Source organism: Sporosarcina luteola, from assembly GCF_007991495.1.
In the GTDB taxonomy this organism is placed as follows: domain Bacteria; phylum Bacillota; class Bacilli; order Bacillales_A; family Planococcaceae; genus Sporosarcina; species Sporosarcina luteola.
Map to the genome: position 1 here is coordinate 1 of NZ_BJYL01000048.1, position 14,223 is coordinate 14,223.

Consider the following 14,223-nt stretch of genomic DNA (forward strand, 5'->3'; position numbering starts at 1 on the left):
TTGTTGGAATAAACGAGCCGGGTCGCAGCTAACCGCCACTACGCATTTTCATCTTATGCCTGTCGCATCTAAGCCGACGCCTTCCGCTTTTCTTATTCATCATCATCACTACTAAACATATAAGTCCGATGATGGAACTTCATACTAAACACTAGCCCGATGGCGAGCATATTTCCCATTAAAGAACTTCCGCCGTAGCTGATGAACGGCAACGGGATGCCCGTGATTGGTAGTAGTTGCGTCGTCATGCCGATATTTTCAAAAACGTGGAACGTAATCATGGCGATGATGCCTGCACAAATGTACGTACTGAATGGATCTTTCAATTCAAGCGTAATTTTCGTCATATGGTAGATGAGGAAGAAATACAAGCAAATGACGAGACTCGCGCCGATAAATCCCCAGTCTTCTCCGATGACGCTGAAAATGAAATCGGTATGGCTCTCTGCGACATACACTTCACGTCCCTTGAAACCTTTCCCGAAAATTTCTCCCGATCCGATCGCATTGAGTGATGTGATGAGATGAAGCCCTTCGTTCGACGCATATGAATACGGGTCAAGCCATGAATAAATCCGTTCGAAGTGATAAGGCTTAAACCCGAATTTCGCCAAGAACTCTTGGGCGTATAAAGCCATCCAAAGCAAGGTTGCCCCAATAAAGGCCGTGCCGATGAATATCGGAAGGATGATCCGCCAAGTAATGCCTGCCACAATAATTAATGCAGTAGTAATGGCGATGAAGACAAGTCCAGTCCCTAAATCCGGCTGCAACATGATCAATGAAAATGGGATAAGGAAAACGGCGACGATTTTACCGAGCAACAGAAAGTCCGATTGTAACGTCTTTTCCAAATAGCGTTCATGATGTTTTGTAATGGTGCGCGCCATCCCGATAATGAAAAATGTCTTCATGAATTCGGCTGGTTGGATGCTGCCGATGCCCGGAAGATGGAACCAGCTTTTCGCCCCATTCCGAGGCGCAACGAGAGACATGCCATCCGGCAAAATGTAGAGAAGGGCTAAAAGGAATATACCGCCGCCATAAATAATCCACGCGGCTTTTTTGTATTGTTCCGGCTCCAAATACATCGTGATGGCAATAATAATTGATCCGACGACATACCATTGGATTTGAGACGGGATGAAATTGATGGTATACTGCCCGGTCGTTTGGGCGGATGCAATCGCGATAATGCTAATTACTGCGAATAAAAGGAGTATGAATGCGAGCGGCCAATCGAAACGATCGACAGGTTTTTTATCTATTTTCATAAGGTTCACCTTATCATTAAGTTTAATTGGCTTGGAAACCAGAGTTAAGTATAACGGAAAATCGCAAGTTTGTACGCATTTATTCATTTGTTAAAAGTTGTATTGTTGATGATGCTTACTCCAACTCATTGTCTTCCGATTCAAACATATACGTCTTATGATGAAACTTCATACTGAAAATCAACCCGATGGCTAACATGTTGCTGAAGAGCGAACTTCCGCCATAGCTGATGAATGGCAACGGAATTCCGGTGATCGGAAGAAGCTGGATATTCATCCCGATGTTTTCGAACACATGAAAAGCGATCATCGCGATGACACCTGTGCATACATATACACTAAACGGATCTTTCAGCTCGAGGGCGACCTTTGTCAGATGATAGATGAGAATGAAATAAAGGGAGATGACGATGCTAGCGCCGATAAAGCCGTATTCCTCCCCGATGACACTAAAAATGAAATCGGTATGATTTTCAGGAATATACACTTCACGACCATGAAACCCTTTTCCCGTTAACTCGCCCGATCCGATCGCCGTCATTGCCTGGATCAGATTATAGCCTTCATCGGACGGAAATGAATAAGGGTCGAGCCACGAATAGACACGCTTGAACTGGTAGCGGTCGAATCCAAGTTTATCTTCCATGAAGTCTTGCGCATAGATTGCCATCCACAACAAGCTTACGCCAAGTACTGCGCCTCCTGAAAATAACGGCACGATGATTTTCCACGAGATGCCAGCGACGAGGATAACTGCAACCGTGATGGCAATGAATACGAGTGACGTCCCGAGGTCTGGCTGCTGGATGATGAAGAACAGAGGGACGATCAATGCCGCGCCGATCTTCGCCAAAAGAAGCAAATCGGTCTTAAGCGTTTTGTTCAAATGGACCTCTTGATGTTTGCTGACGAGATGCGCCATCCCTAAAATGAAAAACGTCTTGATGAATTCAGAAGGTTGGATTCTGCCGATAACAGGTAAATTGAGCCATCTTTTGGCACCTAGCCGAATTTCAGCGATTTGACCAGGTCCGCCAGGCGCAATCATGAGAAAGAATAATAACAGAATGCCCATGCCATACAGTGGCCAAGCGATTTTCTTATATTGCTCAGGTTCCAAGTACATCGTTGCAGCGACGATAACCATGCCGACGACATACCACCTGATTTGGAGGAGTACAAAGTTAACCGGGCCGTATTGTTCGGCTGTTTGTGCAGAAGCGATTGCGAAGAAGCTGACAATCGCCAACATCGCTAATATGAAAGCAAGCGTCCAATCAAAACGATCGGATGGCTTATTTTGTAGATTCAAGGGGATTCACCTTTTCTGCTGAACTACTATTTCTATAAAGAGTATAACGTAATAGGCAAACGAAATCATGCCCAACAAAATGACGTCCAATGCGGCAGGAAGTTGCTTGCACGCAAAAAGGTTCTTCCGGATCATGAGAATTTAACATCAGGCCAACGTTTTCATGGTAAACTAAAGGAACGAAATCTAATGGTAAGTGAGGGAGAAAGATGAAAAGAAAACTGGGTTTAGTGTACGGCGGGAAGTCCGCGGAGCATGAAGTATCCCTATCGACTGCCACGGCGGTAACGAATGCGATTGACTTTGGGAAATACGAGGTTATTCCTATTTATATAACATACGAAGGCGAATGGCGGAAAGGCGAGCCACTCACAACACCAGCGGAAACGAAGGAACAATTGCGATTTGAACGCGATAAAACGAAGCCGGACAGCATACATGACTTCTTGAACGGAAATGGAACGCCGGATATCATTCTGCCGCTCTTGCATGGAACGAATGGGGAAGACGGAACAGTTCAAGGTCTTTTCGAAGTGATGAACATCCCTTATGCAGGGAATGGCGTGCTCGCCTCCTCCGCAGGGATGGATAAAGTCGTCATGAAGCAGCTCTTTGCGCTCGTCGGATTGAAGCAAGTCCCTTATGTCCACTTTATCCGTACCCAGTGGAAAGCGGACCAATCCTATTGGATCAAAAAGATGGAAGAGGAATTGACGTTCCCAATGTTTGTGAAGCCGGCAAACTTGGGATCGAGCGTCGGCATCAGCAAAGCGACGGACCATGACAGCCTAATTGCTGCGGTCGATTTCGCTTTGAAGTTCGACCGTAAAATCATCGTGGAGCAAGGTGTATCCGCGCGTGAAATTGAAGTCGGTGTCCTCGGGAATGACGATCCGCAATGCTCCGTCCTCGGTGAGATCAAACCGGTCGCGGCTTTTTACGATTATGAAGCGAAATACCAGGACGGCAATACCGAATTGCTCATCCCGGCACCTGTCCAAGGTGAAGTGGAAACAACCTTAAAGGAGATGGCAATCCGAGCATTCAAAGTGCTCGATTGTTCTGGTCTTGTACGGGCGGACTTCTTCGTCACGGATCAAGATGAAGTGATCATCAATGAAGTGAACACAATGCCAGGATTCACGCCGACAAGCATGTTCCCGCTACTTTGGCAAAATACGGGCGTATCCTATCCCGAATTAATTGATACACTAATTGAACTGGCTTTGGAACGGCATGAAGAAAAGAAAAAGATACAATATACAATGGATTGAGCGTGATGAATGATGAAACGACAACTGACTGAACTGGCAGGATGGCTAGAAGCACAAGGGCAAAACATGGAGAATGTAATCGTCACTGGGGCGTCCATTGATACGAGGACACTCTCAAAAGGCGACTTATTCATCCCATTCCGTGGTGAACAAGTGAACGGACACCACTACGTCCGGCAGGCGATCGAAAAAGGAGCGGCAGCCTCTCTTTGGCTGAAAGACGAACCGGGGGCGCCGGCAGACTTGCCGCTTATCTTCGTTGAGGATTCCGAACTTGCACTCCAACAACTTGCGCGTGCGTATCGGGAAAAACTATCATGCAAATTCATCGGCGTCACCGGCTCGAACGGCAAGACGTCGACGAAAGATTTGATTGCTAGCGTCTTGTCACCGTACGTCAATGTGCGAAAGACGGAAGGCAATTTCAATAATGAACTAGGGTTGCCTTTGACAATATTATCATTGGATGAAACCACGGATGTCGCTGTACTTGAAATGGGGATGAGCAGTTTCGGCGAAATATCCTTCCTATCCAATTTGGCAAAGCCAGATTACGCAATCATTACGAATATCGGGGAAGCGCATATGCAAGACCTTGGTTCCCGTGAAGGCATTGCGAAAGCGAAATTTGAAATTATCGATGGCCTGAACGATGCCGGAAAGCTTTTCTTTGATGGCGACGAACCACTCTTGCAATCGCTAGTAGGGTCCCATCCCGAGCTCAATGCGATTTCTTTTGGCTATAGTATGGAAACGGATCTTCATCTCACCAATATGGAATCGGGCGATGAGGGCAGCCGTTTCACGGTGACAGGCACCGTCAATGGAGACTTCACGATTCCTGTTTACGGAGCCCACCAAGTGAAAAATTCATTGGCAGCCATCTTGATTGCGAATGAATTAGGGCTAGAGCATGAACAAATCCATGCTGCGCTTCTTCAATCGAAGTTGACGGATATGCGGATGCAGCCAGTCCTTGCAGAAAATGGTGCTCTCTTCATCAACGATGCTTATAACGCAGCTCCAACATCGATGCAAGCCGCACTTGCCTTCTTAGACGAGACGAAATTGCGCTCTGAAAAGTGGGCGATTTTGGGGGATATGCTGGAACTTGGGGAAAATGAACGGCATTACCACGAATCAATTGCCCGTCAGCTTAGCAAAATAGATGTAAAGGGAATCCTTTTATTTGGACCGCGAATGAAATGGCTGCATGAAGAGCTTGAAAGAACCGGGAATGTTACGAAGGTCATCTGGTCGGAAAAAGAGTATGAACCATTGATTCGAACGCTTTTAACTTCTATCAGCAAAGACTCCATCATCTTGTTGAAAGGGTCGAGGGGTATGGAGCTTGAGAAGATCATGAACGGCGTATTGGAAGCATGAAAACAGGCGTGTTATTTCTTCACGGCTTTACAGGGGGGCCTTTTGAAGTCCGTCCTCTCATTGATTATTTCAAAGAGAAGACGGACTGGACGCTCGCCGTTCCAGTCTTGCCGGGACATGATTTTCCGATGGACTTAAGCAAGGTGTCTGCAGAATCATGGATGATGGAAGCGGAGCTCGCCCTCAATCGATTAAGGAAAGAAGTCGACCGTGTCATTGTCGTCGGATTTTCGATGGGCGGCATCATCGCGTTGTATTTGGCCTTGCGCTATCCGATTGAAAAACTGGTGTTGCTCAGCGCTGCAGCTAAGTACATCAGTCCCCGCATCCTGCTTGAGGACGCGGCAATCATGCTGTCGGAATCCGTGACGAAGAACTATCCACCGAACACGTTTTATCATCTGTATGATTACAAATTAAGGCATACACCCATCCATGCGACAAAGGAATTTTTGCGGCTCGTCAAAATGGTGAAGCCTTACTACAGTGAAATCACGACACCAGTTTGCATCGTCCATGGGAAGCGAGACGGCATCGTCCCGTTTACAACAGGGGAGCTTTTACTGAAGTTGTTTAGCTCGACACAAAAACAATTGATCATTTCCGAAAAAGGGAAGCATCATATTTGCTATAGCGACGACTGCCATGAGTGGTTTGAGAAAGTGTACGATTTTCTGGAAATCAATCCAGTTGAATTCTGATTATTACTTTATAAAGCGGATTGATTGCGGATAGCTGACAGCCGTGATAAACTACTATGAGTATTGGATACATTTACACGAGACTCTTCCGGTGGCGAAGAGTGCTTTTTTTTGAATTAAACGGTTTATGTCACTTGCCTCATTTTTTATTAAAATAAACCGACCGGCAAAGACCAGCTTTCCTTTTCACTATTGCCTCTGAAATTTATGAAGTTCAAGCCCTTTGAACTTTTGCCCACTACAGAGAATTAAAATATCGGAAACGTTCCCATAGAAGTTAAAGGCTCGAATTTGCCGTGCTTTCATTTGCAAATGTAACCAATTGCTAAATGAAGAAATCAAAGGAGATTGAGAAGTTTGACGAAATTTTCAGAACTTAATATCAGCGAATCCACACAAAATGCTCTATTGCGCATGGGATTTGAAGAAGCGACACCGATCCAAGAAGGCACGATCACATACGGCATGGAAGGCCGCGATGTAATCGGTCAGGCGCAGACAGGTACAGGTAAGACAGCAGCATTCGGGATTCCAATGATCGAAAAAGTCGATGTGAATAATCCTTCAGTGCAAGCTTTAGTTATCGCACCGACACGTGAATTGGCAATCCAAGTATCCGAAGAGATCTATAAAATCGGTTACGGAAAACGCGCACGTGTATTGACTGTGTATGGCGGCCAGGAAATCGGTCGGCAAATTCGAGCTTTACGCAACAATCCACAAATTGTTGTCGGAACTCCGGGACGAATTCTTGACCATATTAACCGTAGAACGTTGAAATTGAACAACGTACAGACGCTTGTCCTTGACGAAGCTGATGAAATGCTTAACATGGGCTTCATCGAAGACATCAACACAATTTTGGCAGCTGTCCCAGCAGAACGCCAAACGCTTTTATTCTCAGCGACAATGCCTCCGGCAATCCGGAAAATTGCAGAAACATTCATGAAAGAACCAGAAGTAGTGAAAATCAAGTCGAAAGAAATGACAGTCGAAAACATCGACCAATTCTTCGTTAAAGCGCAAGAAAGAGAAAAGTTCGATGTCCTTTCTCGCTTGCTGAACGTTCACCAACCTGAGCTTGCAATCATCTTCGGACGTACAAAGCGCCGTGTTGATGAACTTTCTCACGCACTAAGCATCCGCGGCTACCTTGCTGAAGGAATCCACGGAGACTTAACGCAAGCGAAGCGTATGTCAGTTCTTCGCCAATTCAAAGATAATAAAATCGATATCCTCGTAGCGACAGACGTTGCAGCGCGTGGATTGGATATTTCAGGTGTTTCACATGTTTACAACTTTGACATCCCGCAAGACCCTGAAAGCTATGTACACCGTATCGGACGTACTGGACGAGCAGGAAAAAGCGGTGTGGCGGTTACTTTCGTAACACCACGTGAAATGGGTTACCTCCGTGTCGTTGAAGAAACGACGAAAAAGCGGATGACTCCATTACAGCCACCGACGGAAGACGAAGCGTTGATCGGTCAACAACGTCTTGCGATGGAACAGTTGGAAGAATTGATTGCGAAAAACAATTTGAACGATTACTTGCCGTTAGCGTCAGAACTTCTTGAGAAGTACGATGCGAAGGAAATCGTAGCAGCAGCAATCAGATCATTGACGAAAGAACCGGATGATACACCGGTCAAAATTACGGAAGAGCGTCCATTGCCTTCACGCAAAACGCAATCCCGTGATCGTGGCGGCTACAAAGGAAGCCGTGGCGGCGGACGTTCCTTCGGGGGCGGACGTGGATATGGAAGTGGCGGAGGCGGTTCACGCCGTGGAAGCCGCGACCGTGACGGCGGCGGACGTAGAGACCGCAGCAGCAACTCAAGAGGCAAGTCAGAAAGATAATTACACAACCTTCGGAGATGAAACATCATCTTCGAAGGTTTTTTCTTTATTGGAAATGAAACATTTATGGTAGCGTAACGTATACAATAGGTAGAAAGAGAAAGAGGTGTTTTGGATGAGGGCACAACCAGCTAATCGAATTTCTAAAAAAGGCCTGAAAGTATGGAGGCTATACGGCATGATTCAAACAATTATCCTCGCATTAGTGGCGATCGGTGGGGGAGTACTGACATACATATACGAAGGTCCCTGGTGGATTTACGCCCTTGAAGCGGTCCTTCTTCTCGTCATCGGTTATTTGATCGTTATTCTATTCCCGAAAGTTCGATGGATGCGATGGCGTTATGAGGTAAGGGAATCGGAAATTGAATTACAACACGGGCTTTTCATCGTGAAACGGACATTAATTCCGATGGTTCGCGTCCAACACGTCGATACGTCCCAGGGACCGATCCTGCGAAAATATGGACTCGCAGAAATTTCAATTTCGACAGCAGCGACGGTTCACACGATCCCCGCACTTATAATGGATGAAGCCGATGACCTGCGCGGAAGAATTTCAGTGCTTGCAAGGGTGGCGGAAGATGATGTCTGAACAACAACGTTATAAACTGCATTGGATTTCAGCACTCATAGAAATGCTGAAAACGATGAAAGAGGCGCTGCTGCCACTCGTCGTTTTGATATTCGCGAATGGATTCAACGGCAGTCGCTCGGGTCCTTGGTTTTTACAATATTTATCTTTTATCATCTTCGGGGTACTGATTATCGCTCTGCTTATTAGTGGAATTATTAAATGGAAACGGTTCGTCTATTGGTTTGAAGATGATGAACTTCGGATTGAATCGGGTTTATTTGTCAAAAAGAAACGGTACATCCCATTTGACCGAATTCAGAGCTTAGATTATACAGAGGGGATTTTCCACCGACCTTTCGGGCTCGTCAAAGTGAAGGTGGAAACGGCGGGAAGTTCTTCGTTGAAAAAGGCGGAAGGCGAATTGACCGCCATTACAAAAGAGGCTGCCGAACGGATTGAAATCGAGATGGCAGAGGCGAAAAGCCGGAAAAAGGAAAAGCCGGTCATTGAAGGAGAAGAAGCAATTCTTTCTGATGACATCCAAGAGATGGTTGTTGAAGAGAAAACGCCACTTCAAAAGGTTTTCAAAATGACAACAAAGGATCTTTTAATTTTGGCGACAACTTCAGGCGGTATCGGAGTCATCCTTTCAGGTGTCGCAATTTTCATGTCCCAATTCGCAGATTTGATTCCGTTTGAGTGGATGTATGAGGAAATCTCGGCATTCATCAAATTTGGTGTGTTGATCGTCGCAATTGCCATCTTTCTTGGATTGCTGGCAGTTTGGATTTTATCTGTCGGTATGACGTTCCTCTCCCATTACGATTTCACAGTGTCATTGGACAAGGAAGATATCGTCATCACTAGAGGGTTGTTAGAAAAGAAAAGAGTGACAGTTCCTTTGAAACGGATTCAAAGCGTTGTCCTCGTTGAAAATCCTTTCCGGAAGCTTTTCGGTTATGCATCTGTGAAAATCCATAGTGCGGGTGGAGGAGTGGGTGAAAGCTCCAGAATCAATTTATTCCCACTCGTCAAAAGAAGCCAGGTGGAAACACATTTGGCTGAAATCTTCCCTGATTTGCATTTAAAGGAACCGGTGAATAAGCTTACATCAAGAGGAAAGCCATTCTATTACCGTATCGATTTTCTTTGGATGCTGCCAGTTATCGGTGCATTGATTTATTTCTTTTTCCCGTATGGGTTGTTCTCTTTAGCGATTATCCCGGTGATCATTGCGTTTGGCCTATGGCAACACCGCTCTGCGGCGTATGAGATTGTGGATCATCAGCTGATCATGCGCTTTCGGATGTTCAGCCTGCAGACGGCCTACACGATGAAGAAAAGAATTCAATCGATGGAGATGAAACAAAGCTATTTCCATAGGCGCAAAGATGTGGCGACCATCACTGCAAACGTCAAATCCGGAATCGGAAGCTTCCATGCAACCGTACAGCATATGGAAGTGGAAGAGGCGGAGAAGATTTTGGAATGGTATGAGAAGGGGAAGCAGCCGAGTGAAGTTGCTCAAGAATAATAAAAAGCCTGCGAAACTTCGCGGGCTTTTGTTATCATCCAGCTCCGGGCGGCAGAGGCTCGGGTCATAAGTCGAAGCTGCTTTGTGGCAAAAGGCGCCACGCCGCATCTTCGCCTTATGCCTGTCGCCTCTAAGCGCCGCCCTTCGCTTTTGTTGTTATCGCCAACTGATAATGCGCTTCGGGTGAAAATAACTCAATCCGATGATGAAACCGACGATCAGACCGGCGATGTGGCCGATGACGTTGACACCGGGTTGGAGGAACGTCATGATCACGCTAATGACGATGATCGGCAAAATAATTTGGCGCAGCTGTGGGAACGCCTTTTTTGTATAATGGACGAGAGCCCCGAACGCGCCGAAAATGCCGAAAATCGCGCCGCTTGCCCCGACATGAGAGAAATCCCATCCGCCGAGGAAAAATGATGCGACATTGGCGAAAAGTCCCGATAACAAATAAATCGTCAGGAATCTTGCCTTGCCTGCCACACGCTCAAGTTCAGGCCCAAAAATGAATAAAGAAAACATATTGAAAAGAAGATGCATCAATCCGGCATGCAAAAACATCGGCGTAATGAGCCGCCACCATTCACCGTCAGAAATCAGGTAGTTGATGCCGATCCCGGAGTAATACAATTTCTGGCTCGCGTGGATTGGCAATCCTGTTACGATGTAAACGAGGACGTTGATTGCAAGCAACGCGGTTACGAATGGGTACAGACGGATATATTGAGAAAAGCTTTCTGTTCGAATAAACATTTTTTCACCTTACCTTTGGATTCATTATACATAGTTTACAGCCAGATAAGAAGTCAGAAGTACAAGAAATGGAGTGCTAACGATGATAGAAGGAATTGGATTGGATATCGTGGAACTCGACAGGATCGCTCGATTGGACGCGGCATCCCCGAAGTTCCGCTTGCGGATTCTGTCTGTGAAGGAGCTTGCGTTATATGATGCACTTCGATCGCACCGGAAAACTGAATTTTTAGCGGGAAGGTTCGCAGCGAAAGAAGCATTTGCTAAAGCGAGGGGGACGGGAATCGGGAAAGGTTGCCGATTTGAACAGATTGAAATTCTCCCAGAACCTTCCGGGAAGCCGGTGTTGTCCTTTGATGGCAAGGAAGTGGCGGGCTATGTCTCGATTACGCATACGAAGACGGTTGCGGCCGCGCAGGTCATTTTGATGAAATAATGTTTTTGAAATTGAACAAGCTCGCATAATTGACTGTCCACTCTCATAAGATGACCTACCCGATTGAAATGAGAAAGGATGAACTGTATGCGCAGCCGAATTTTTGTTTTAATGCTAGTTGCAGTCATGACACTTCTTGCAGCTTGTGGATCACCATCGAAAGAGGACGTCATGAAAAAGCTTAGTGGTAAGTGGAACGAGGCAAAAGGGTACGAATTGGAAGCAACGATGGAGATTAAGACGGGCTCAGAACCGCGGATCTACGATGTTACAGTATGGCATACGAAACCTGATTTTTACAAGGTCAATGTTACGCAATCAGGCAGCCAGGATTCACAAATGATTGTCAGGAATGAAGAAGGAGTATTTGTTATCACGCCGTCGCTTGGGAAAACATATAAATTCCAAAGTGATTGGCCGACGCAAAACAGCATGCCGTATTTAATCGGCACATTATCCGATGACATTAAAGCGGATAAGAATGCCAAGATGGAAGAAAAGGATAAGACGTATATATTTGAGACGGCTTCCCGAAATAACCATAAGAAAGTCCTTCCGACACAACAGATTCACATCGATAAGAAAACGTTGCTGCCGAAGTACGTTTCCGTTATGGATGAAAACAAAGATGAGAAAATTCGTGTGACGTTTAAGAAGATTACGCTTGGAGTAGAGCATAAGGCTTCCGATTATGCTGTGGAAATGGAAGGCATTAAACCAGATAAAAAGCCGGATTCCACTGGTGACGGTCAAACAGGCATGAAGTTCTACCCGGACCTAGATTGGAACGGAACAGTGCTGGAAGAGGAAATGATTGAGACGGAAAATGGAACTAGAACGTTCATGACATTTGGTGGCGGGGATAAGGAGTTTGTTGTCGTGCAGGAACCTGCAGGAATTCCGGTAGACCAATTGCCGGTGTCAATTGAAGGTGACCCTGTCGATCTAGGATTCACTGTCGCCGCATTGACGGAAAACTCGATTCGTTGGGAACAAAATGGTATCTCATTCTTCGTAGCTTCATCGACATTGACTCCAGACGAATTGATAGAAGTTGCTTCTTCAATGCATCCGGAAAATAGTAAATAACAGATTGATTGATTGACGAAATTTGGTCCCAAGATTGATAATAAAGACATCAATGAATAATCGGGGGATCAACATGGAGAATTACAGACCTACTAGAGCGATTGTCAATTTACGTGCGATACAAGAAAATATAGAGAACCTGAAAACCTATTTACCTAACCATACCGGAATCATAGCCGTCGTGAAAGCGGACGGCTATGGGCATGGGGAGGTTGAAGTTGCGCGTGCCGCTATTGAAGCGGGTGCCTTGATGGTATCAGTAGCGACTCCAGACGAGGCAATCCATTTGCGGGCTGGTGGCATTACCGCCGATATATTGGTGATGGGCCCCTCGCCGGTTCATTTTGCCGAAAAAGCAGCGGAGCTTGGAATCCATATTACTGTTTCAGATGCCGAATGGCTTCGCCAAGCGACAATGACAGTGGGCAAAAGTTCTGATCCGCTCAAAATCCATGTAAAAATCGACAGTGGTATGGGTAGGATTGGGTTGAGAGATGAAAAGATGCTTTTGGAAATCGTTGAAGTGATTGAAGAAACACCTGCAATTTGTCTCGAAGGGGCCTTCACCCATTTCGCATGCGCGGATGAAGAGGATCCCAGTAGAACGGAAGAGCAGTTTGACCGTTTCATGGAGTTGGTCGACAAATTTCCGCAAAGGCCGACACTCGTCCATGCGTCTAACAGTGCTGCGACTTTGTTATATCCGGAATATGCGCTCGACGCAGTACGCTTCGGCATTAGTCTTTACGGAATTGCGCCTTCCGCTTTTGTAGGCACAAAATTGCCATTCGAGTTGAAGAAAGCCTTCACGTTGGAGACGGAACTTGCGTATGTGAAATTGCTTGAAAAAGGCAATCGGGTAAGCTACGGAGGAACGTACGAAACGGAACGCAATGAATGGATCGGTACGCTGCCAATCGGTTATGCGGACGGATTGAAGCGCGGTTTACGGGGACAGGAAGTGCTTATTGATGGCGAAAGAGTGCCGATCATCGGTACAATTTGCATGGATCAATGTATGGTGAAACTGCCTCGGGAAATGCAGGTCGGGGAAAAAGTGACATTGATCGGACGCCAAGGCGATGAAGAGATTACAATGGAAGAGTGGGCGGATCGTCTAGGGACGATTCCCTACGAAATCGCTGTTACGATAGGGAAACGAACACCAAGAATATATTGATCCTCGTATGGATAAGATGAATACAGTTCCGACTTTCGACAAATGACCACTTTATTTGAAGATTCTTGTCAATAAAAAACCTACTTTGTCTTCTCATTGTCGAATTTCAATGGTAAGATAGATTGGAATAGAATCGATCGAGGGAACGGGGTCTGTCGGAGGTGCTAGAATTGCGAGAGAAAAACATAAAAATCGTAAAAGTATCCAAAGGGAATGAAATTGAACATACGGCCGTCCATCAGGAGCCGGAGCGCGGAGAATTCGTTTATGTTTCAACGAAGCGTTATATGTCTAATCATGAAGCGGACACAATCCGTGAAGCGATGATGATCGGCTACGTTGAAATGTCGCAAATCAACTTAAGAATCGCAAAGGAATGCTTGCATGCGGAGCTCGAAGCCCAGCGTACGATGGAACGTCTCGTAAGCGGAGGATGAAAAGTTGGCAATAAAACGTGGAGACGTCTTTTTTGCAGACCTGTCACCCGTCGTTGGTTCCGAACAGGGGGGGACAAGACCGGTCCTAGTTATCCAAAACGACATAGGCAACCGGTTCAGTCCAACGGTGATCGTTGCCGCGATCACTGCGCAAATCCAGAAAGCTAAATTGCCGACACATGTTGAAATCGATGCGGAGCGATATGGGTTCGAGCGGGATTCCGTCATCCTGCTCGAACAAGTCCGCACAATCGACAAGTCGAGGTTAACGGATAAAATCACCCATTTGGACGAAATATTGATGGGGCGGGTTGATGAAGCACTAGAAATCAGTTTTGGGCTAGTCAAATTTTGAATACATAAGAAAAAACACTTCGGACCTCGTTTCCGAAGTGTTTTTTGTT

Annotated in this window: 14 protein-coding genes; 11 read left to right on the plus strand and 3 right to left on the minus strand. The window is 46.0% G+C overall.

Translation table 11 applies throughout. The features are described 5' to 3' along the window. Window positions 1–92 precede the first annotated feature (92 nt). A complete protein-coding gene (locus SLU01_RS15515; RefSeq protein ID WP_147059988.1) occupies window positions 93–1,274 on the minus strand; it encodes an FtsW/RodA/SpoVE family cell cycle protein in 1,182 nt (393 codons plus the stop codon). Between the two features lie 115 nt (window positions 1,275–1,389). Beyond that, the gene (locus SLU01_RS15520; protein ID WP_147059990.1) at window positions 1,390–2,586 is read right to left on the minus strand and encodes an FtsW/RodA/SpoVE family cell cycle protein; all 1,197 of its coding nucleotides are present in this window, start codon (window positions 2,584–2,586) and stop codon (window positions 1,390–1,392) included. A gap of 209 nt (window positions 2,587–2,795) precedes the next feature. On the opposite strand from SLU01_RS15520, the gene SLU01_RS15525 reads away from it, so the two are divergent. From SLU01_RS15525 to SLU01_RS15550, 6 genes are all read left to right on the plus strand, one after another. Continuing rightward, a complete protein-coding gene (locus SLU01_RS15525) occupies window positions 2,796–3,860 on the plus strand; it encodes a D-alanine--D-alanine ligase (protein ID WP_147059992.1) in 1,065 nt (354 codons plus the stop codon). Between the two features lie 12 nt (window positions 3,861–3,872). After that, window positions 3,873–5,246, plus strand: coding sequence for a UDP-N-acetylmuramoyl-tripeptide--D-alanyl-D-alanine ligase (locus SLU01_RS15530; protein WP_147060015.1), 1,374 nt, complete (start codon window positions 3,873–3,875; stop codon window positions 5,244–5,246). Next, entirely contained in the window at window positions 5,243–5,947 is a 705-nt protein-coding gene (locus SLU01_RS15535; protein ID WP_147059994.1) for an alpha/beta hydrolase, read from the plus strand. Before SLU01_RS15530 ends, SLU01_RS15535 begins: the two co-directional genes overlap by 4 nt. Window positions 5,948–6,304: 357 nt before the next feature. Next, window positions 6,305–7,807, plus strand: a complete 1,503-nt coding sequence (gene cshA / locus SLU01_RS15540; protein WP_147059996.1) for a degradosome RNA helicase CshA — start codon at window positions 6,305–6,307, stop codon at window positions 7,805–7,807. Window positions 7,808–7,922: 115 nt separating this feature from the next. Then, window positions 7,923–8,402: a PH domain-containing protein gene (locus SLU01_RS15545; protein WP_147059998.1), complete on the plus strand. Its 480-nt coding sequence runs from the start codon at window positions 7,923–7,925 to the stop codon at window positions 8,400–8,402. Then, the gene (locus SLU01_RS15550) at window positions 8,395–9,918 is read left to right on the plus strand and encodes a PH domain-containing protein (RefSeq protein WP_147060000.1); all 1,524 of its coding nucleotides are present in this window, start codon (window positions 8,395–8,397) and stop codon (window positions 9,916–9,918) included. Before SLU01_RS15545 ends, SLU01_RS15550 begins: the two co-directional genes overlap by 8 nt. Before the next feature lie 156 nt (window positions 9,919–10,074). Here SLU01_RS15550 and SLU01_RS15555 read toward each other — a convergent pair whose 3' ends face one another. Further along, complete coding sequence (locus SLU01_RS15555) at window positions 10,075–10,677, minus strand: rhomboid family intramembrane serine protease (protein ID WP_147060002.1); 603 nt, start codon at window positions 10,675–10,677, stop codon at window positions 10,075–10,077. Between the two features lie 82 nt (window positions 10,678–10,759). Here SLU01_RS15555 and acpS point away from each other — a divergent pair, with 82 nt between their 5' ends. The 5 genes from acpS (at window position 10,760) to SLU01_RS15580 (ending at window position 14,174) form a co-directional block, all read left to right on the plus strand. After that, a complete protein-coding gene (acpS, locus tag SLU01_RS15560) occupies window positions 10,760–11,113 on the plus strand; it encodes a holo-ACP synthase (protein WP_147060005.1) in 354 nt (117 codons plus the stop codon). An 87-nt stretch (window positions 11,114–11,200) separates the two neighbouring features. Continuing rightward, window positions 11,201–12,202, plus strand: coding sequence for a LolA family protein (locus SLU01_RS15565; protein WP_147060007.1), 1,002 nt, complete (start codon window positions 11,201–11,203; stop codon window positions 12,200–12,202). Window positions 12,203–12,275: 73 nt separating this feature from the next. Then, window positions 12,276–13,382, plus strand: a complete 1,107-nt coding sequence (gene alr, locus SLU01_RS15570) for an alanine racemase (protein ID WP_147060009.1) — start codon at window positions 12,276–12,278, stop codon at window positions 13,380–13,382. Window positions 13,383–13,543: 161 nt separating this feature from the next. After that, window positions 13,544–13,819: a transcriptional regulator gene (locus SLU01_RS15575; RefSeq protein WP_147060011.1), complete on the plus strand. Its 276-nt coding sequence runs from the start codon at window positions 13,544–13,546 to the stop codon at window positions 13,817–13,819. A 4-nt stretch (window positions 13,820–13,823) separates the two neighbouring features. Further along, entirely contained in the window at window positions 13,824–14,174 is a 351-nt protein-coding gene (locus tag SLU01_RS15580) for a type II toxin-antitoxin system PemK/MazF family toxin (protein ID WP_147060013.1), read from the plus strand. The last annotated feature ends 49 nt before the right edge of the window (window positions 14,175–14,223 follow it).

Coding starts and splice junctions, on each gene's coding strand:
- SLU01_RS15515 (WP_147059988.1), bottom strand. CDS start 1,274: ATGAAAATAGATAAAAAACCTGTCGATCGTTTCGATTGGCCGCTCGCA.
- SLU01_RS15565 (WP_147060007.1), top strand. CDS start 11,201: ATGCGCAGCCGAATTTTTGTTTTAATGCTAGTTGCAGTCATGACACTT.
- SLU01_RS15535 (WP_147059994.1), top strand. CDS start 5,243: ATGAAAACAGGCGTGTTATTTCTTCACGGCTTTACAGGGGGGCCTTTT.
- SLU01_RS15555 (WP_147060002.1), bottom strand. CDS start 10,677: ATGTTTATTCGAACAGAAAGCTTTTCTCAATATATCCGTCTGTACCCA.
- alr (WP_147060009.1), top strand. CDS start 12,276: ATGGAGAATTACAGACCTACTAGAGCGATTGTCAATTTACGTGCGATA.
- acpS (WP_147060005.1), top strand. CDS start 10,760: ATGATAGAAGGAATTGGATTGGATATCGTGGAACTCGACAGGATCGCT.
- SLU01_RS15530 (WP_147060015.1), top strand. CDS start 3,873: ATGAAACGACAACTGACTGAACTGGCAGGATGGCTAGAAGCACAAGGG.
- SLU01_RS15550 (WP_147060000.1), top strand. CDS start 8,395: ATGTCTGAACAACAACGTTATAAACTGCATTGGATTTCAGCACTCATA.
- SLU01_RS15545 (WP_147059998.1), top strand. CDS start 7,923: ATGAGGGCACAACCAGCTAATCGAATTTCTAAAAAAGGCCTGAAAGTA.
- SLU01_RS15525 (WP_147059992.1), top strand. CDS start 2,796: ATGAAAAGAAAACTGGGTTTAGTGTACGGCGGGAAGTCCGCGGAGCAT.